An 18,285-nucleotide genomic window follows, 5' to 3' on the forward strand; every position below is an offset into this window, starting at 1 on the left:
TTCAAAGAAAGTAATGATCTATGAGCAACGCTGCAAACAGCAATGACAAATAGGTAATAGAAAAGCGGAATGTCTTCTTGGCTAACTCATCACTATAGTTAATAAATAGTGCGATTACATATGCCAAGAACATCAAGCCCAGAATAATCGCTGATACCAAATAAACCAGACCACTCATTCCATAGATATAAGGCAACAATGTTGCTGCAATCAAAATGAGTGTGTACAGCAAAATATTAAGCAGAGTAAAGCGTTCACCATGGGTTACTGGCAGCATCGGCAAACCAGATTGCACATAATCATCGCGGCGGTATAAGGCTAAAGCCCAAAAATGGGGTGGTGTCCAAACAAAAATAATCAAAACCAAAAGCCAGGCTTCAGCAGAAAGCGTATTGGTCACAGCAGCCCAACCCAGTGCTGGCGGCATCGCTCCTGACAGGCCGCCAATCACGATGTTCTGGGGGGTGGCAGGCTTGAGTAGCCATGTGTAGATCACCGCATAACCAACGAAAGTAGCGAGCGTGAGCCACATTGTCAGTGGGTTACAAAAATTCCATAAAACAATCATCCCCAAAGAACCAAGAATGATAGAGAAAACAATAATATGAACTGGGGTCACTTCGCCTGTTGCAGAGGGGCGCCAAGAAGTGCGTTTCATCTTGGCATCAACAGCTTGCTCAATTAAACAGTTCACAGCAAAGGCTGCACCTGCCAATAACCAAATCCCAACAATTCCACCAATGAGAATGGAATAAGGAACCATCCCTGGCGTGGCCAAGAACATGCCAATTACCGCACAGAAAACGGCGAGCTGCGTCACTCTTGGTTTAGTAAGGACCCAGTACTGACGCCAACGTGGCATCGCTGCAGGAGTAGATGTTTTTGATGTGCTCATAATGACTTCCAAGAAGTCCAGTAACTTAATCTGACCAAACAGAATACTAAAGCGGCTGACCCTGCGGTATGTAATAGAGCCGCAAGTAAAGGCCACTGAAAGACTACATTCGATATGCCAGTAACAAGCTGCAAGGCAAGCAAACTTAATAATAGTCTGGCAAAGCGTTTAAGGCCGGGTATTGCGGGAGTTGCCACCTCAAATGCCTTCCAGCCTAGAGTTCCTAGAACCAGAATGAGCAACACCGCAAAGAGGCGATGCGCCCAATGAATGGTTTGTAGCGCCACAGGAGAAATAAACTCTCCCTGGGCATTAAGACCCAATTGACGCCATAAGGTAAAGCCTTCAGCCCAATTGGTTTCTGGCCAAGCTGCGCCAAGACACGTCGGGAAATCAGGACACGCTAACACTGCATAATTTGTACTAACCCAAGCACCTAAAAAGACTTGAATGAACAGCGTCATGAAGGCCATTAATACTAAGCTTGCTGGCAAAGGACGAATGCGCATTACTCTGACTGTAGAAGATGGATCTCCCCAAGTCTGTTGAGCATAAGCAGTTAAACAAGCCAATAAAACCAAAGCCAAGATCAAATGGGTGGTGACAATAATCGGCTGCAATTTTAGGGTTACTGTCCAAGCACCAAATGCACCCTGTAAACAAACTAGGAAGAAGAGCCCGAGACTTCCAAACAATACGGACTTACCCAACACTTTTATCTTGCTAAATGCCAACGCTACTTGAACCACAATGAGCGTACCAACTGTCATTGCGAGATAGCGATGAATCATTTCAATCCATGCCTTCATGACAGTTACAGGCCCTGTAGGCAAGGCACTCTCGGCCTGGCGAATATCTCCAAGCGCATGAAACGGATTGGAGACGCCATAACAACCAGGCCAATCGGGACAACCAAGGCCAGAGTCGGTCAAGCGAGTAAAGGCACCAAATACAATCAGATCGAATGTCATAAAGACTAAAACCCAATTGAGTTTCTGGAAAAAACTATAAGCGGGTCTTGTCCACAAATATGCCAATGGCAAGCCTGCAAAAACGATCGCAATTGCTGCCAATTCTAGGAATAAAACAAAACTAGACATTAAAGACTTTCGCCTTTGTGGTTAAGGCGCAAGAGTTTTTCTAAATCTTTTTTAATGGCAGCAAACTCTTTTGGAGAATTAGTCACTGGAATAAGCATCATTTTTGCGGGGCTTGGATCCACTAATTGAATTTGCTCTCCGGCACTCTCTTGATTGAGCCAAGATAAAAACTCTGCGCGCAACTTTGGATTCGCAGGCAGTGTTACGACCTTAATACCAGCAACTTGTTCGTCGTAGGCCTTAGCAACTTCTGGATCTACCGGCTTTCCATCCATATTGACCCACAACAATTGCACTCGACCACTCTCTCTACCAACAGCAACTTTAACTTGACGCATTAAAAATAGCGCTTCAATACATTTCTGATCTTTAACTTGGCACTCGCCTGCAGGACGAGCAAGCAAGAGGGTCCATTTGCCTTGCAGTGGGACATCAAACCAAGCATTATTTGCTGCTTGAGCTGGATGAACTAAAGTGCCGAAATTGGTTTTTCCACCCTCTGGCTTAATCACGTAATAAGCAAAGTAGGAAGCGAGTACTGGCGCGGCACAGGCCAGTAGCAAGAGCAGCATTTGTATACGGCCACGACGAGTTCGCGCATTGATTGCAGATGAATCCATCTGCGATGCTGGTATTAATAACTCTTTATCACTCACCTTGACCCCTCGCTACATTACTTCGCCAATATTGGCGCAAACCACTGATTAACCAAAATAAGAAACCAGCAAACGCTAAAGCAAACCACTGGAATGCATAAGCATAATGGCGATCGACTCCCGTTGTCAGGGGCGCCCACTCTCGCAGTAGGCCATCAGCAACCCCCATCTCCTCTAAACGCAAAATAAAGGGGGCTTGTGACCAACCATGTAGTTGTCCCTCCCGCTCTAAATCAAAGTTTTGGGCAATCCGAGGTTTATTCGGATCTATATCGCTCTTCTCTGAACCCAATGCATAAACTTTGCCAGGATGAGCGAACACTAAACCCTCAATACTGATCAAGCCTGTCGGCGTCTCAATGGGAGGCAAAGATTCGCGACTCTCATTATTTCGTGGAGCCCACCCTCGGTTTACCCAAAGCACCTCATTCCCACCCTCCAGTCTGAAGGGCATCATCACAAAAAAGCCTGCTTGTGCGGCATTGCCAGTCCCACCAGCAGGAATCGGTCTAGGACGGTTATCCAACCAGATTGCCGCCTCGGGGATGTAACGTCCACGTGCTGTCATACGACGCTCGCCAGCCTCTTCTAGAGTCCATGGGCCAGCATTGGCACTCAAGATAGGCATTTGTTGTCTAGCAGCCAAATTAGCCGCTAGAGCAATTTTGGTTTCAGCTCTTCTTAACTGCCAAGCACCAGCTCCACAGCCAATTGCAATCACGAGCAAGGCTGATAAAGTAGCAACTGCGCGCTTTGCTATGAGAGTGCTAAAGAGATGATGTGAAGATTTCAAGATAAGGATATGAAATGAAGTGGATTATTCCGGTTGTTCTGCTGATGATTGTTGCCAGCCTAGGTTCGGCCCTCTACTTCATGATGAAAGATCGGGGCAATAGCTCCAGAATGGTCCGCTCTTTAATGCTACGTATTGGCCTGTCTCTAGTACTATTTACGGGCATCCTAGTTGCCTATCACTTTGGTCTGATTGAAGCTACCGGCATCAAGGTTGGAACTAACTAAAAGCTCATCTAAAGAATAGACAACTAAAAACGAATCGGGGCTTTAAAGCCCCGATTTTTTATCTTGCTTACATCCAGTAAACAGCGATGTACAGACCAAGCCAGACAACGTCAACGAAGTGCCAGTACCAGGCGGCGCCCTCAAAGGCGAAGTGATGCTCAGCAGTAAAGTCACCGCGAATCATGCGACGCAAAACAATCGCCAACATCGTGCCGCCCAAGAAAACGTGGAAGCCGTGGAAACCCGTCAACATGAAGAAGGTCGAGCCATAGATACCCGAGGTGAGCTTGAGGTTCAACTCATGGTAAGCATGGTAGTACTCAAACATCTGGAAGCACAAGAAGATAAAGCCCAAAGCAACAGTAGCGGCCAATCCGTAGATGGCTTTCTTCATGTGGTTCTCAACCAATGCATGGTGAGCATAGGTAATCGTCACACCAGAACTGAGCAATAAGAAGGTATTGAGTGTTGGGATTGGCCAAGGACCCATGGTGGTGAATTTCTCAACCAAACCAGCAGGACCATCATTAGGCCAAACTGCTTGGAAATCAGGCCAAAGCAATTTGCTCTCAACGTCGCCCATCCAAGGCATTGCAATATTGCGCGCATAGAAGAGTGCTGCAAAGAATGCCCCAAAGAACATGATCTCAGAGAAGATGAACCATGCCATCGACCAACGATAAGAAATGTCAACGTTTAGACCATTCTTGCCGGAGTTAGATTCAGCAATCGTATCGCCAAACCAGTTGTAAAGAACAAACAGGATCCATGCCACGCCAACTAGCGCTAGAGCTCCACCCCAAGAAGTATGGTTGACCCAGCCGGTCATGCCGTAGCCAAAGGCAATTAAGCCAGCAGCCGCCATGGCAGGATGTCTAGATAGTCCAGGGACGAAATAGTAAGGGGTTGAATTGGATGACATCTTATTCTCTCTATTCAATCAAAAAATAATCAATGGGATACAACTGCTTTCACTATCACGAGCAAGATACCCATAAAAATCAAGGCACCAACAACACCCGCAATGATAATGTGAACGAAACTTAATGTAGCAACATCTTCCTGCAAACCAGACTTCTTACGCACTCCTAAAAAACCCCACATCACGGCTTTCATAGACTGCATAAAAGAACTTCTCTTTTTCTCCATCACACCCCTTTGGATTTAGGAGTCGTTGATCCAGCTGGTGGAACGCCAACACCTAACTCAAAGAAGGTATATGACAAAGTGATTGTTTTCACATCTTGCGGCAAACCGGCATCAATAACAAAAACAACAGGCATCTTTTTCATTTCATGAGCAGCCAAAGTCTGCTGTTGAAAACAAAAACACTCTAACTTCGTAAAAAACTCAGTCGCACTCTTCGGGGCATAACTCGGAATCGCCTGAGCATCTACTGAGCGATCCAAATTATTGGTCACTTCATACACAATCTCAGTCATCTCACCAGGATGTACTTCCAAGAAGTTTTTTACTGGCTTAAAAGTAAACGGGCCACGGCTATTGGAATCAAATTCAATGGTTACTTTGCGAGAGTAATCAACCTGAGTATTACCAACCTTATTAGCACTAAAAGCCCGCACGCCGTAATCATTTTTACTGGTCACTACATTAATGCCTGTTACCTTACATAAGGCCTGATACATTGGCACCAATGCATAACCAAAGCCAAACATCATCACTGAAGCAATCAAAAGCTTCAATAAAATTTGGCGGTTAGCAGAATGAGTAACTGTCATGTTAGCAAGGTGGGACTAGCCCAAAACGCTCCACTTCATCACAATGCCAATAAAGAACACTACGGCAATGCTCAAAAGAATCAGCCCTAAGCGGCGATTATTCGCAGCTAGGGCATCTTTAGAAGGCGTATTAAATTCCTGCTTCACGCAACTGCTCCGCATTTGGAGGAGTTTCAAAAGTATGGTGTGGAGCTGGTGAAGGCAAAGTCCACTCTAAACCTTTGGCGCCTTCCCATGGCTTAGCCGGAGCTTTCTCACCATGACCACGATATGCAGGCAATGCAACACAGAACAAGAAGTACACCTGGGACAAACCAAAACCAAGTGCGCCAATAGAAGCAATCATATTGAAGTCAGCAAACTGAGTTGGATAGTCAGCATAGCGACGTGGCATACCTGCAAGACCCAAGAAGTGCATTGGGAAGAAGGTGATGTTAAAGAAAATCATGGAGGTCCAGAAGTGGATCTTGCCGCGAGTTTCATTTGCCATACGGCCCGTCCACTTAGGACACCAGTAGTAGAAGCCTGCAAACATTGCAAACAATGAACCTGCTACTAACACGTAGTGGAAGTGAGCAACAACGTAATAGGTATCTTGTAAACCGATATCAATTGGCGCCATCGCCAAGATCAAGCCAGTAAAGCCACCCATCGTAAATACGAAAATAAAGCCGACCGCCCACAACATTGGTGTTTCAAAGGTCATAGACCCTTTCCACATTGTTGCAACCCAGTTGAAAATTTTCACACCCGTTGGAACAGCGATCAACATGGTTGCGTACATAAAGAACAGCTGACCTGTTACTGGCATACCAGTTGCAAACATGTGGTGAGCCCAAACGATGAATGACAAGATCGCGATAGACGATGTCGCATAAACCATGGAGCTATAACCAAACAAGGTTTTTCTGGAGAAGGCAGGAACAATTTCACTCACAATTCCAAACGCAGGCAGAATCATGATGTAAACCTCTGGGTGACCAAAGAACCAGAAAATGTGCTGGAACATCACTGGGTCACCACCGCCCACCGCAGAGAAGAATGATGTGCCGAAATGGCGATCAGTCAACACCATAGTGATTGCACCGGCCAATACAGGCATCACCGCAATCAACAAATAAGCAGTGATCAACCAAGTCCAGCAGAACATTGGCATCTTCATCAGCGTCATGCCAGGGGCACGCATATTCAAGATGGTGACGATGATATTGATCGAACCCATGATGGATGAAGCACCCAATAAATGGAGAGCGAAAATAGCCATGTCTAAGCCAGGGCCCATTTGCGAAGTGAGTGGAGCATAAATAGTCCAACCACCTGCTGGTGCACCACCAGGAGCCAAGAATGAGCTTAAGAGCAAAGTTGCAGCGACTGGCAGAATCCAAAAGCTAAAGTTATTCATACGAGCAAATGCCATATCGGATGCGCCGATTTGCACTGGAATCATCCAGTTAGCAAAACCAACGAAAGCCGGCATGATCGCGCCGAACACCATCACCAAACCGTGCATGGTAGTGAGCTGATTGAAGAACTCAGGACGGAAGAATTGCAAACCAGGCTGGAACAATTCCAAGCGAATACCTAGCGCCATTGTTCCACCAGCTAACAAGCTGATAAACGAGAAGATCAAGTACATCGTACCGATGTCTTTATGGTTGGTAGCGAACAACCAACGACGCCAACCATGTGGCGTGTGATCATCATGCGCGTGGTCGTGTGCGTGATCGTGGGTAGTAGAGACTGTGCTCATGGATTACTCCGGTTTCGTTTTATCTGAATTAATTAATGGATTACTGGCCGCCGTGTGCGGTAATAATTTCTTGGGTTTGAATCACTTCGCCCGTTTTATTACCCCATGAATTACGGGTATAGGTAATGACTGCAGCGATATCGCCATCAGAAAGCACCCCACCCCATTTCGGCATTGCGTTTTTACCGTTAAGCAAAATATTGAACTGGCCTGCTTTAGGACCATTCACGACTTTGCTGCCATCCAACGCTGGGAACGCACCCGCACCTTTACCATTAGGTTGGTGGCATGCCGCACAGTTCGCTGCATAGACTTTTGCACCGCGCTCTTTTTGCTCATCCAAGGTATAAATCTTTGAAGGATCATCAGAGGATGCAGACATTTCTTTCTTCTTCTCTGCAACCCAGGCGCTGTAATCTTCCTGTGAAACGACTTTGACAACAATCGGCATGAAGGCGTGCTCAGCACCGCACAACTCAGAACACTGACCGCGGAATGTACCAATCGTTTCAGCCTTAAACCAAGTATCGCGAACAAAGCCCGGAATCGCATCTTGCTTTACGCCAAACGCTGGAATGGTCCAAGAGTGGATTACGTCATTTGCAGTGGTAATCAAACGGATCTTTTTGCCAACTGGTACAACGAGTTCGTTATCAACTTCCATGAGGTAAGTTGGGGACTTAGGCTCTAAATTATTTACTTGTGTGCGTGGTGTAGAGAGTGTAGATAAGAAGCTAATACCTTCGCCCTCACCTTTAATGTAGTCATAGCCCCACTTCCACTGATAACCAGTAGTCTTAATAGTGATGTCAGAGTTGGTGGTGTCTTTCATTGCCACAACAGTTTTAGTTGCTGGCAATGCCATGCCGATCACGATGAGCAATGGAACTACGGTCCAAACAATTTCAACCAAAGTGCTCTCATGGAATGAGGCTGATTTATGGCCAAGTGATTTGCGGTGCTTCAAAATTGAGTAGAACATTACGCCAAAAACGCCTACAAAAATCAATGCGCAAATGCCCAACATCATCCAATGCAACCAGTGGATTTCTTGCATGATTTTGGTTGCAGGAGCAGCAAAATTCAGCTGATTTACAGCTGGGCCGCCAGGCATATTCTCGGCTGCGTGTGCAAAAGCAGTGCCGAAGGCTGCTACTAAATAGAGCGAAGCCCTAGTGACTTTTCCAAATAAATTCATCTTATTCTCTGTTTATTGTCGTGAGCAAAGCAGCAAAAAGCGCCACAAAATGCCCAAAATGCGGTCTCAAGCCAATACATCCAGCGGTGATTATAGGGTTAATTAGGCACAACAACAAACTGGGATAACGCAGTCTCATCCAATCTTTGCCGTGGTTTAAATGATAGTAAGTACTTACACTTAAGCAGGATCTGACCTAGTCTTGCGTCCAATTTGATTTGGATCGATATATGCAACATGGTCCTTGGTCTTCGCAAGGTGCTTTCCAATTGCCCAAGCATGGCCATAAACCACCTCTAAGGTGATTTTTTGGGGCAAATTTGTAATTTCATTGCTGCTTGTAGTCGCGATATTTGCCAATTTCAGCGCCTGAATATCGGCCATTAAAAGTGCTGGCTTCTCATAATCCAGAGTCAAATATTCCATATCCATCACAGGATCTGAAAAACGCTCTGTTACCAGGGCATCACCCATATCGTGCATGTCCCAAGGGCTTAATAAATTTTTCAACTGAATTGTTGAAATCTGAAGGTCACGTAGCTCTTTACCCGTATCTGGCCCCAAGTAGCTAAATGCAATCAGACCGCCCTCACGAAGGACGCGCCGACACTCCTGCAAGAAATGCTTTGGATCTGCCAAATCCTGCAATAAGAGAACGCTCAATACCAAATCAACTGAATTGTCAGGAAGATTAAATCTACCGGCCTGCAAATAACCCTGCAAAGTATTCGTTTTAACCGAACGAAATATCGAACGCCAATTAGCGATTGCTTTTCTACGCCATATCTGAAAACAGGATGCACCCTCCTCGGTAACGCTATGAATGCAGGCATTAGGAAAACGCTTTGCAAGAATTGCGAGATGCTCCCCAGGAAAATCGGGAACTACCAAAACATCCTTAGCTATTAATTTGACGATATCGAGTTTTTGCAACATACGAGTTGCAATTTCATCCTGTAACCATCTGATCGGCTGGGTCATTGGCTCAGTATACTCAGCGCCCCATGCGATTTCTAGAGAAAACTGTTCAGTCTATTAGCGAGCAAATCTTACCTACCGCTTGCATTTCTTGCCAGCAGTTTCAAACAGAAACTATTTGCAATGCTTGCCTGGAAAACCTACATTGGAATAGCCTCATTAACTATGAATGCTGTTTCCAATGCGGAATTCCACTTCAGAGTTCAGAGCTACCCAGCAAACGCTGCGATCATTGCACCAAGAGCGAGCCATTTTTTGATAAGACATATTGCCTTGATCGATACGATGGTATTTTGCAAGACGCATTGCATCAACTGAAATACCAAAAGCGCATTGCATGTGCGCATGGGCTTGCACGAGCCTGGAATAAGGTCATCGCGAATCCATTAGATTTCAATGAAGTAGGCTACCTGATCCCCGTGCCACTCAGTCAAGAAAAGTTACATGCCCGCGGCTTTAATCAAAGTTGGGAATTAGCGAGAAGGATTGATTGTGCCCCCATTCAAAAACTCCCGCGGCTCTTAAAGCGCCATCATCATGCCGAACATCAGGTTGGTAGCACCATCACCGCACGACAAGATGCCGTCAGAGAAATGTTTTATATTGATGACCGATACATAGGCCTTATGAAGAATAAAACAGTCATAGTGTTCGACGATGTGATGACGACTGGTGCGACACTCAATGAAATTGCGCGTATTCTCAAAGAATCAGGTGTATCGCTCGTCATTAACTGGGTCTTACTTAGAACAACCAGGCCACCTCAATAAGTTGGAAATGCAGCATGTTTAATATTGTTTTATTTGAACCAGAAATTCCCCCAAATACAGGCAACATCATTCGCTTGTGTGCAAACACGGGAGCAAAACTACACCTCATTGAACCTCTAGGCTTTCCAATGGAGGATGCTAAATTACGTCGCGCCGGATTGGACTATCACGAATTTGCAAGCATCCAAGTTCACGCTAATTGGTCAGAGTTCCTAAAAAATGAGCTGCCTGATGCACAACATCTTTTTGCCTTAACTACAAAGGGTAGCGGTAAGTTTCATGAAGGCACATACACGCCAAATGATTATTTTATTTTTGGCTCAGAAACTAAAGGCATCACAGAGGAAGTACGCAGCTCGATTCCAAGGGAAAATCAAATGCGCTTAGCCATGCAAGACAACAGTCGAAGTCTGAACTTATCAAATACAGTGGCTATTGTGGTCTATGAAGCATGGCGCCAGAATGGATTGCTTGGCGGCAAGTAAAAGCCAAAGTTTTACTCTTAAGCTTCGATCTTTGGATCGCGCCCCATCAGTTTCTTTAAGCCCTCTTTGGGGGTTAGCTTGCCTGCAAGTACCTCACCCATCATTGCAGTGATTGGCATTTCTACATTCAAGCGCTTAGCGAGATCACCCACAGCAGCGGCACATAAGACACCCTCTGCTACATGGCCGAGGCTAGCTAAGATTTGATCCAAAGACTTTCCTGCAGCCAATTCGAGACCAACACGTCGATTGCGAGAAAGATCTCCGGTCGCCGTCAGAATCAAATCCCCGGCTCCAGTCAGGCCCATACACGTTTCAGATTTACCACCTGCCGCTTTAACTAGGCGCATCATTTCAGCAAGGCCGCGTGTTAACACTGCAGCGCGAGCATTTAAGCCTAAATTTAGTCCATCGCCAATTCCTGCAGCAATCGCTAAAACGTTCTTAACTGCACCACCTAATTCAACACCAATCAAATCATCGTTTGAGTAAACGCGCATATTGCCATGATGAAACGCAGTCTGAACAATTTCGCAAAGGTGCGGTGAGGTGCTAGCAATAGTCAATGCACACGGCATTCCTGCGCCAACCTCATGCGCAAAACTAGGGCCTGATAAAGTGCCATAAGCATGTTTTAAACCATGACTATGTAACTTATCCTCACGCTCAACTACTTGATGCGGCAATAGAGCGGTTGTTGGCTCAAGGCCTTTGCATAGCCAGATAATATTCAAAGGCTGATCAGCAACCTTCAGTACATTAGCAATCGTTTCTGAGAGCCCAGACATTGGTGTTGCAATCACGAGAAGATCATCTGCCTGTAATTTCTTAATTGCAGCAGTAAAGTCAGACTCTAACTGTAATCCTTTAGGTAAGGAGATGCCTGGCAGATAAGCTTGATTCTCACCGCTACTACCAATAGCCTGCAGTTGCTCCGAACTGCGAGACCACAAACAAACATCTTCTTCACGCAGTTGACGTGCTGCTTGAGAGGCCATTGCGGTCCCCCAGGCACCAGCACCAAGCAGGGTCACTTTCATAATATGTGACCTCGCTGATGGTGCTTAATTTGGAAGAATAATTTTGCTTTCATCTGCAGCATCGCCAGCATTGTTGCCAGCAGATTTTTGTGCCTCTAACAAACGGTGCTCATACATTCCATGAAAATTAATTTCATTTAAATGGATGGGCTGAAAGCCAGCACGGCTAATGACATCAGCCATATTTGAGCGCAAGTATGGATACAGAATAGTTGGGCATGTAATACCCAACATTGGATCAACTTGTTCAGCAGGAATATTGTTAAATTCAAAAATACCGGCTTGATTAGCCTCAACCAAGAAAAGCACTTTTCCTTCTACACGCGCAGTCATGGTTGAGCTTAAGGCAACCTCAAAGAGTTCGTCGCTAATACGCTTAACTGCAACGTCAACTTCAATCTGGACTTGTGGCTCAGCTACTACCAAAAAAATCTCAGGGGAATTAGGCTGCTCTAAGGACAAGTCCTTTAAGTAGATACGCTGAATGCGAAATGAAGGGTCTTTGGACTCAGTATTTGCTGCGCTAGGTGCAGAAGATTGTTCAGTCATTGCAAACTTTCTTTTATGTTTTTAATCTATCAAACTAGTAGAGGATCCAGCTTGCCAGCTCGGTCCAAGGCAACCAAATCATCGTAGCCACCAACGTGGGTTTCACCAATATAAATTTGCGGAACGGTGCGACGACCAGTTCTTGTCATCATGATTTCGCGCTGGGCTGGATCACGATCAATCAAAATCTTTTCTAAATGATTGACGCCTTTTTTCTGGAGCAACTTCTCTGCCATTACGCAGTATGGACAAACTTGAGTGCTGTACATTGTTACTTGAGGCATTTCACTTCTCCTACTTCACCAATGGAAGAGCGGCGACTCTCCAAGCCTGAACTCCGCCCTCTAAAACACCAACTTCTTCAAAGCCCAGTTTTTTGACTTCAGCCAAGGCCTTGCGCGAAAGGGATCCGGTATCGCATACCAAAACTAGTGGGCGCTTACGATCCAACTTTAGAGCCTCAATTGCTGCGGCCACGCCAGCACCACTAGCCAACTTTGCTCCTGGCAAATGGCCTGCCTTGTAAGCATCTTCTGCGCGAAGGTCTAAAACATGGGCTTTACGGCGGTTAATCCAGATAGTTGCCTCGGTAGGAGACAGCCCCTTCCCGCTAATAAGCGTAGATAATGTGGGGAGGAAGAGCGCTACGCCTGAAACAACCAAAAGGGCGATAAGCGCTAAATTATCAATTTGCGTGAGAAAGTTCATCACCGGATTATAGAATGGCTCTATGAAACAACTTGTCCTTATTCGTCATGGCGAATCCGCCTGGAACCTTGAAAACCGCTTTACTGGCTGGGCGGATGTCGACTTAACCCCTAAAGGTGCAGAACAAGCGCTCGCAGCTGGTGAAAGCCTTCGAAAAGCAGGCTATGAATTTGATGTGGCCTACACCTCCGTTCTACGAAGGGCTATTAAGACCCTTTGGCACGTTCAAGACGCCATGGATCTCATGTGGATTCCGGTTGTTCATAGCTGGAGATTAAATGAACGTCATTACGGTGCGCTCACTGGCCTAAATAAAGCGGAGACCGCTACCAAATATGGCGATGAACAAGTTCACATTTGGCGTCGCTCATATGATGTGCGCCCGCCCCTGTTGGAAACCCATGATGAGCGCAATCCTCAAAATGACAAACGCTACGCAAAATTAAGCGCGGCTGACATTCCCCTTGGTGAGTGCCTTAAGGACAATGTTGAACGAGTTCTTCCTCTTTGGAATGAATCTATCGCTCCTACACTCAAAGCAAACAAACGCGTATTGCTAGTAGCGCATGGAAATAGTATTCGCTCCTTAATTAAGTATTTGGATCAAATGTCCGACGAAGCCATTATGGAAGTCAATGTTCCTAATGGCGTCCCGCTTGTATACGAGCTAGACGATAACCTGAAGCCAATTCAACATTTCTATTTGGACTAAAACAAAAACATGCGTCAATTTTTGAAGAACTTTGCTCTTATTGCAATTGGCCTCATTGCTGGTGTAGCCGCCACTATTCAGCTTTCAGCGACCGCCCAACAAGGCACGCAACTTCCCTTGGATGAACTGCGCACTCTCTCAAATGTCTTTGCTCAAATCAAGCGTGAATATGTAGAGCCGATTGAAGATAAGCAACTCTTAACTGATGCTGTCAAAGGCATGGTGAGCAGCCTTGATCCACACTCTACTTTCTTGGATAAGAAAGATTTTGCAGAGATGCAAGAGCAAACTTCTGGAAAGTTTGCCGGCCTTGGAATTGAAATCACCTCAGAAGATGGTGTCGTCAAAGTACTTAATCCGATTGAAGATAGTCCAGCTGCACGCGCAGGTCTTCAAGCCGGTGACTTAATTACACGTCTTGACGATAAGCCCGTGCGGGGCATGTCTCTTGATAAAGCAGTGCGCACAATGCGTGGCACCCCTGGTACCAAAATTACTTTAACGGTTTACCGTAAGAGCGAAGAACGCAGCTTCCCCGTCACAATCACTCGCGCTGAAATCAAAGTTCAATCCGTTAAGGCCAAAATTTTGGATAACGATATTGCCTGGGTTCGAATTACTAGCTTCCAGGAGCGCACCGTTCCTGACTTAGCTAAAAAATTAACTGATTTAGCCAACCAAGACCCAAAACTCAAAGGCATCATTCTTGACCTTCGCAATAATGGTGGTGGATTGCTTCAAGGTGCAGTTGGCGTTGCAGCCGCTTTCTTACCGGCAGATGCTGTCATTGTGTCGACTAAGGGTCAAGCTCCTGACTCACAACAAGTATTTAATGCCTCACCAGCGATGTATCGTCTTAGTGAGCCCGGCGATCCTCTGGCGGGCGTTCCAGAAATCTTCAAAAAATTACCAATGGTAGTTTTAGTGAATGCCTACTCAGCATCTGCCTCAGAAATCGTTGCAGGCGCCCTGCAAGATTACAAACGCGCAACCATTATTGGTAAAACTACTTTTGGTAAAGGTTCTGTACAAACAGTACGCCCATTAACCAATGACTCTGCACTCAAGATCACCACAGCCTATTACTACACACCTAGTGGTAAATCGATTCAGGCATTCGGGATCAAGCCAGATATTCCTGTAGATCAAAATAAAGATGGCGATCCAGATGATGTGCTGATCACTCGTGAAATTGATAGTGAAAAACACTTACGCAATAAACAATCAGCAGAAGATAAGCTGATTAAGGATCGTGAACAGCGCCGCCTTGAAGAGATGCAGCGTATTGAAGAAAAGAATGCCAAGAAAACTCCTGAGGAAAAAGAGAAGGAGAAAAACAAAAAACCTACTGAACTCGGTAGTGCTGATGACTTCATGCTCTCTCAAGCCGTTGCCTTTATTAACGGTCAGCCAGTGAAGCGCTCTTCATCCAAGCTTGAGTAATTTCTTTCTCTTGACCTGCAAATGAATGATGCGCAGCTCCTTCGCTACTCGAGGCATTTACTGCTTGAGGATATTGATGTTGAAGGTCAAGAGAAGCTCTTAAACGCACATGTCTTAGTAGTTGGCGCCGGCGGCCTTGGCAGTGCCGCTGCCCCTTACTTAGCAGCTGCTGGGGTTGGGCACATCACCCTCCTTGATCATGATGAGGTAGATCTGACTAACTTGCAGCGCCAAATCATGCATACCGAGGGGACTGTTGGAAAAAGTAAGGTTGCCTCTGGTAAACAATTTTTGCAGCAACTCAATCCCACGATCCAAGTTGAAACAATTCAAGCAAAGGCGACTACATCATTACTGGATGATCTATTACCCAGCGTCGATGTTGTTTTAGACTGTACTGATAACTTTCAAACTCGCCAACTAATTAACGCAAGTTGTGTCAAACATCAAAAGCCTCTCGTTTCTGGATCGGCTCTACGCTTCGATGGGCAAGCATCTGTCTTTGATCCACGGGATACGAGCTCTCCCTGCTATGCCTGTATCTTCTCTCCCGATGAAACATTTGAGGAGATAAGCTGCGCCAGTATGGGCATCTTCTCGCCATTAGTGGGCATCATTGGCAGTATCCAGGCAGCACAAGCGCTGCAGGTGGTGATTGGATTTGGGAAGTCTTTGGTGGGGCGTATGTTGCTATGGGATGCGCGGAATACCCAGGTGGATCAGATTCGCATCAGTCGCAACCCTGATTGCCCGGTCTGCGGCAAACCCCATTAGGCTTTTAGGCCAGCAAACGCTCTAAGGCTTTAGCTTGAGCCTCCGGCTCATAGGCTTTTAATACCCTTGGGAATCGGGCTTTTAGCATCCCCACATTAGCCTGAAGAATCTCACGTTTTACCAACAAGAGTTGACTGAAATGCATGGAGAAATCAGTTAATCCCATCGCTAGTAACAACTTGGTTAAAGCAGGGTCACCGGCCATCTCACCACAGACTGCTACCGGAACATTGGCTCGTTTAGCTTGATCAATAATATTGGCGATGAGATTCAGAATAGCGGGATGTAAAGGGTCATACAAATGAGCTACAGCATGGTCTGCTCGATCAATTGCCAAGGTATATTGAATTAAATCATTCGTACCGATGGATAAGTAATCAAAGCGATTGATAAACAAAGGTAGCACTAAAGCTGCCGCTGGAATCTCAATCATCGCACCCACTTGAATATTGGGATTAAAAGATTGTCCACGCTGGAGCAATTGCTGCTTTGCCTTTTCAATTAAGCGAAAAGTTTCATCAATTTCCTTAGCATGTGCCAGCATCGGAATCATGATCCGGGCTTGGCCATGAGCTGAAGCCCGCAAGATGGCTCTTAGTTGCGTTAAGAAAATTTCTGGCTCTGTTAAAGACCAACGGATGGCCCGCAAACCCAATGGAGATGTACCGGTTTGAGAAACATCGCTCCCGCCCGCACCCAATGCCTTGTCAGCCCCAACGTCGATAGTTCGAATGTTGACTGGCAAGCCATGCATCAATTCAATGACGCGACGGTACTCCTGATATTGCTGCTCTTCATCTGGCAAGGCATGCTTGCGGTCCATAAACAAAAACTCAGAACGAAATAGACCGACACCTACCGCACCCAACTTAACGGCCTGGATCGCATCTTCTGGTAGCTCAATGTTGGCAAAAAGTTCAATATCAACTCGATCCAGCGTTTCCGTTTTGGCATGCTTTAGCTGCTGTAGCTTACGAGCCTCTTTTAAGGCTTGGCTTTGAAGTTTTCGGTACTCTGCTAATAACTGCTCATCAGGTGCAACTACGACTACGCCTTGTTCGCCATCGAGAACCAACCAATCACCGTGGCGAATCATTTCGCTAGCATGGCGCACACCCACAACCGCTGGAATTTCCATGCTACGGGCTACGATAGCTGTATGAGATGTTTTACCCCCAAGGTCGGTAACGAAACCGGTGAAAGCATGCTCTTTAAAACGCAACATGTCATGAGGCGCAATATCGTGGGCCACAATGATTGATTCCACACCAATCTCACTGGATGGCAAAAACTCAGATTCATTTAGCGCATCTTTTTGAGCATTCAGCGCCTTGATAACGCGCTCAGCTACCTGACGAATATCATTGGCACGCTCTTTTAAATAAGGATCTTCAATCTCAGCAAATTGCTCTAAGAGATCATTCAGTTCGGTGGTTAAAGCCCAGGCAGCGTTTAGACGCTGTGTACGAATTAACTTGATTGGCTTTTCAGCTAGGGCCGGATCAGCCAAGATCATGCCGTGCACATCCAAGAATGCTGCCATCTCTTGGGGTGCATCCTTGGGCAATCCCAAACGCAACTGTTCCAGCTCTAAGCGAACTTGATTGAAGGCATCTAATAATTTTTGGGCTTCCGCCTCTTCTTTGCCGGGCTCAACTAAATAATGGCTGACCTCTAATGCTGCGCGCGAAATCAATACTGCCTTGCCGATAGCAATTCCTTTTGATACTGGAATTCCGTGCAAGGCAAAAGTCATGCTTACTCACCCTCTCCGAAGCGATCATTAATTAATGCAGTGAGCGCAGCCATTGCTTCATCCGCTTTTTCACCAACGGTTTCCAAGGTGACTGTACTACCAATACCTGCGGCCAACATCATGACACCCATAATGCTCTTGGCATTAATTTGACGCCCATTGCGTGACAACAATATTTCACAAGGAAACTGGGCAGCTAATTGCGACAACTTAGCTGATGCCCTAGCATGAAGACCCAACTTATTAATGATCTCGATTTCAGCGACTGGCATTACGCAAAAACTCCTTTTATTCTTGGCCTACTTTTGCGCCTAGACGCAAAATTCCATGCTGCCCACCTGCTAAAGCCTTTTTGGCTAACTCTTCTAAACTTTCGCCACGATGAGAAATACATCGCATTAGCATCGGCAGATTTAATCCCGCTAAAACAATCACCGGCGCATTGAGTCCTGATAAGGGGCCCAAGCTTTCTAACTTCGATGCCACATTAGCAGGTGTAGCGCCCATGACATCGGTCAAAATAAGTACGCCATTGCCAGTATTGACGCCATAAGCCGCTTTTAAAACGCGATCAAAGCTTGCCTTTGTGTCTTCATGCGGCGGAATATCTACCGCCCTTACACGCTCAGGCAACTCACCAAAAGTATGCTCAACAAAACCCAGCATTGCGCTAGCAACAGGAGTATGTGCAACGATTACGATTCCAGGCATA

The 18,285-nt window shown here is 45.9% G+C and carries 24 protein-coding genes; 6 read left to right on the forward strand and 18 right to left on the reverse strand.

Annotation, left to right across the window (positions count from 1 at the left end; translation table 11 throughout):
- Window position 1: 1 nt before the first annotated feature.
- From cyoE to FD961_RS08680, 4 genes are read right to left on the reverse strand one after another with little or no spacing between them, the layout of a single operon-like run.
- Window positions 2-895: a heme o synthase gene (cyoE, locus tag FD961_RS08665; protein ID WP_371817152.1), complete on the reverse strand. Its 894-nt coding sequence runs from the start codon at window positions 893-895 to the stop codon at window positions 2-4.
- Window positions 892-1,995, reverse strand: coding sequence for a heme A synthase (locus tag FD961_RS08670; RefSeq protein WP_215393491.1), 1,104 nt, complete (start codon window positions 1,993-1,995; stop codon window positions 892-894). Before FD961_RS08670 ends, cyoE begins: the two co-directional genes overlap by 4 nt.
- A complete protein-coding gene (locus FD961_RS08675; protein ID WP_215393492.1) occupies window positions 1,995-2,651 on the reverse strand; it encodes a hypothetical protein in 657 nt (218 codons plus the stop codon). Before FD961_RS08675 ends, FD961_RS08670 begins: the two co-directional genes overlap by 1 nt.
- Complete coding sequence (locus FD961_RS08680) at window positions 2,644-3,444, reverse strand: SURF1 family protein (RefSeq protein ID WP_251371263.1); 801 nt, start codon at window positions 3,442-3,444, stop codon at window positions 2,644-2,646. Before FD961_RS08680 ends, FD961_RS08675 begins: the two co-directional genes overlap by 8 nt.
- A 14-nt stretch (window positions 3,445-3,458) precedes the next feature.
- Here FD961_RS08680 and FD961_RS08685 point away from each other — a divergent pair, with 14 nt between their 5' ends.
- Window positions 3,459-3,671 (forward strand): twin transmembrane helix small protein, encoded by a 213-nt coding sequence (locus FD961_RS08685; RefSeq protein WP_215393493.1) that lies wholly within the window; start codon window positions 3,459-3,461, stop codon window positions 3,669-3,671.
- A 67-nt stretch (window positions 3,672-3,738) separates the two neighbouring features.
- Here FD961_RS08685 and FD961_RS08690 read toward each other — a convergent pair whose 3' ends face one another.
- From FD961_RS08690 to FD961_RS08720, 7 genes are all read right to left on the reverse strand, one after another.
- Window positions 3,739-4,593, reverse strand: a complete 855-nt coding sequence (locus FD961_RS08690) for a cytochrome c oxidase subunit 3 (protein WP_215393494.1) — start codon at window positions 4,591-4,593, stop codon at window positions 3,739-3,741.
- 29 nt (window positions 4,594-4,622) lie between these two features.
- Window positions 4,623-4,796 carry a DUF2970 domain-containing protein gene (locus FD961_RS08695; protein ID WP_369821183.1) on the reverse strand — a complete coding sequence of 58 codons (174 nt, stop codon included), beginning with the start codon at window positions 4,794-4,796 and terminating at the stop codon, window positions 4,623-4,625.
- 23 nt (window positions 4,797-4,819) lie between these two features.
- Window positions 4,820-5,410 (reverse strand): cytochrome c oxidase assembly protein, encoded by a 591-nt coding sequence (locus FD961_RS08700; RefSeq protein ID WP_215393495.1) that lies wholly within the window; start codon window positions 5,408-5,410, stop codon window positions 4,820-4,822.
- A 15-nt stretch (window positions 5,411-5,425) separates the two neighbouring features.
- Window positions 5,426-5,557, reverse strand: a complete 132-nt coding sequence (locus FD961_RS08705) for a cytochrome oxidase small assembly protein (protein ID WP_236638644.1) — start codon at window positions 5,555-5,557, stop codon at window positions 5,426-5,428.
- A complete protein-coding gene (gene ctaD / locus FD961_RS08710; RefSeq protein WP_215393497.1) occupies window positions 5,541-7,160 on the reverse strand; it encodes a cytochrome c oxidase subunit I in 1,620 nt (539 codons plus the stop codon). The genes FD961_RS08705 and ctaD overlap by 17 nt, the downstream gene beginning before the upstream one ends.
- 40 nt (window positions 7,161-7,200) lie before the next feature.
- Window positions 7,201-8,358 (reverse strand): cytochrome c oxidase subunit II, encoded by a 1,158-nt coding sequence (gene coxB / locus FD961_RS08715; RefSeq protein WP_215393498.1) that lies wholly within the window; start codon window positions 8,356-8,358, stop codon window positions 7,201-7,203.
- A 180-nt stretch (window positions 8,359-8,538) separates the two neighbouring features.
- Window positions 8,539-9,339 carry a methyltransferase domain-containing protein gene (locus FD961_RS08720; protein WP_251371264.1) on the reverse strand — a complete coding sequence of 267 codons (801 nt, stop codon included), beginning with the start codon at window positions 9,337-9,339 and terminating at the stop codon, window positions 8,539-8,541.
- 23 nt (window positions 9,340-9,362) lie between these two features.
- Between FD961_RS08720 and FD961_RS08725 the strand changes: the two genes are divergently transcribed.
- Window positions 9,363-10,106 (forward strand): ComF family protein, encoded by a 744-nt coding sequence (locus FD961_RS08725; RefSeq protein WP_215393499.1) that lies wholly within the window; start codon window positions 9,363-9,365, stop codon window positions 10,104-10,106.
- Window positions 10,107-10,120: 14 nt separating this feature from the next.
- Entirely contained in the window at window positions 10,121-10,591 is a 471-nt protein-coding gene (gene trmL / locus FD961_RS08730) for a tRNA (uridine(34)/cytosine(34)/5-carboxymethylaminomethyluridine(34)-2'-O)-methyltransferase TrmL (protein ID WP_215393500.1), read from the forward strand.
- Between the two features lie 17 nt (window positions 10,592-10,608).
- On the opposite strand, the gene FD961_RS08735 is transcribed toward trmL, so the two are convergent.
- The 4 genes from FD961_RS08735 to FD961_RS08750 are packed head-to-tail and all read right to left on the reverse strand — an operon-like array spanning window position 10,609 to window position 12,888.
- Window positions 10,609-11,631, reverse strand: a complete 1,023-nt coding sequence (locus FD961_RS08735) for an NAD(P)H-dependent glycerol-3-phosphate dehydrogenase (protein WP_215393501.1) — start codon at window positions 11,629-11,631, stop codon at window positions 10,609-10,611.
- 24 nt (window positions 11,632-11,655) lie between these two features.
- On the reverse strand, window positions 11,656-12,180 hold the full coding sequence (secB, locus tag FD961_RS08740; RefSeq protein WP_215393502.1) for a protein-export chaperone SecB: 525 nt from the start codon (window positions 12,178-12,180) through the stop codon (window positions 11,656-11,658).
- Between the two features lie 29 nt (window positions 12,181-12,209).
- Window positions 12,210-12,464 carry a glutaredoxin 3 gene (gene grxC / locus FD961_RS08745; RefSeq protein ID WP_071466233.1) on the reverse strand — a complete coding sequence of 85 codons (255 nt, stop codon included), beginning with the start codon at window positions 12,462-12,464 and terminating at the stop codon, window positions 12,210-12,212.
- Window positions 12,465-12,474: 10 nt separating this feature from the next.
- The gene (locus FD961_RS08750; RefSeq protein ID WP_215393503.1) at window positions 12,475-12,888 is read right to left on the reverse strand and encodes a rhodanese-like domain-containing protein; all 414 of its coding nucleotides are present in this window, start codon (window positions 12,886-12,888) and stop codon (window positions 12,475-12,477) included.
- A 22-nt stretch (window positions 12,889-12,910) separates the two neighbouring features.
- On the opposite strand from FD961_RS08750, the gene gpmA reads away from it, so the two are divergent.
- Genes gpmA through FD961_RS08765 form a run of 3 tightly spaced genes read left to right on the forward strand, consistent with a single transcriptional unit; the run spans window position 12,911 to window position 15,817 of the window.
- Window positions 12,911-13,600: a 2,3-diphosphoglycerate-dependent phosphoglycerate mutase gene (gene gpmA / locus FD961_RS08755; protein WP_215393504.1), complete on the forward strand. Its 690-nt coding sequence runs from the start codon at window positions 12,911-12,913 to the stop codon at window positions 13,598-13,600.
- Between the two features lie 9 nt (window positions 13,601-13,609).
- Complete coding sequence (locus FD961_RS08760; RefSeq protein ID WP_215393505.1) at window positions 13,610-15,043, forward strand: S41 family peptidase; 1,434 nt, start codon at window positions 13,610-13,612, stop codon at window positions 15,041-15,043.
- 21 nt (window positions 15,044-15,064) lie between these two features.
- Window positions 15,065-15,817, forward strand: coding sequence for a HesA/MoeB/ThiF family protein (locus tag FD961_RS08765; RefSeq protein ID WP_215393506.1), 753 nt, complete (start codon window positions 15,065-15,067; stop codon window positions 15,815-15,817).
- Window positions 15,818-15,821: 4 nt separating this feature from the next.
- Here the strand turns inward: FD961_RS08765 and ptsP are convergent, their stop codons facing one another.
- From ptsP to FD961_RS08780, 3 genes are read right to left on the reverse strand one after another with little or no spacing between them, the layout of a single operon-like run.
- Window positions 15,822-17,573 (reverse strand): phosphoenolpyruvate--protein phosphotransferase, encoded by a 1,752-nt coding sequence (gene ptsP / locus FD961_RS08770; RefSeq protein WP_215393507.1) that lies wholly within the window; start codon window positions 17,571-17,573, stop codon window positions 15,822-15,824.
- 2 nt (window positions 17,574-17,575) lie between these two features.
- Window positions 17,576-17,845, reverse strand: coding sequence for an HPr family phosphocarrier protein (locus FD961_RS08775; protein ID WP_215393508.1), 270 nt, complete (start codon window positions 17,843-17,845; stop codon window positions 17,576-17,578).
- 16 nt (window positions 17,846-17,861) lie between these two features.
- Window positions 17,862-18,284, reverse strand: a complete 423-nt coding sequence (locus tag FD961_RS08780) for a PTS sugar transporter subunit IIA (RefSeq protein ID WP_215393509.1) — start codon at window positions 18,282-18,284, stop codon at window positions 17,862-17,864.
- Between the last annotated feature and the right edge of the window lies 1 nt (window position 18,285).

Source organism: Polynucleobacter sp. TSB-Sco08W16 (assembly GCF_018687455.1).
Lineage (GTDB): Bacteria > Pseudomonadota > Gammaproteobacteria > Burkholderiales > Burkholderiaceae > Polynucleobacter.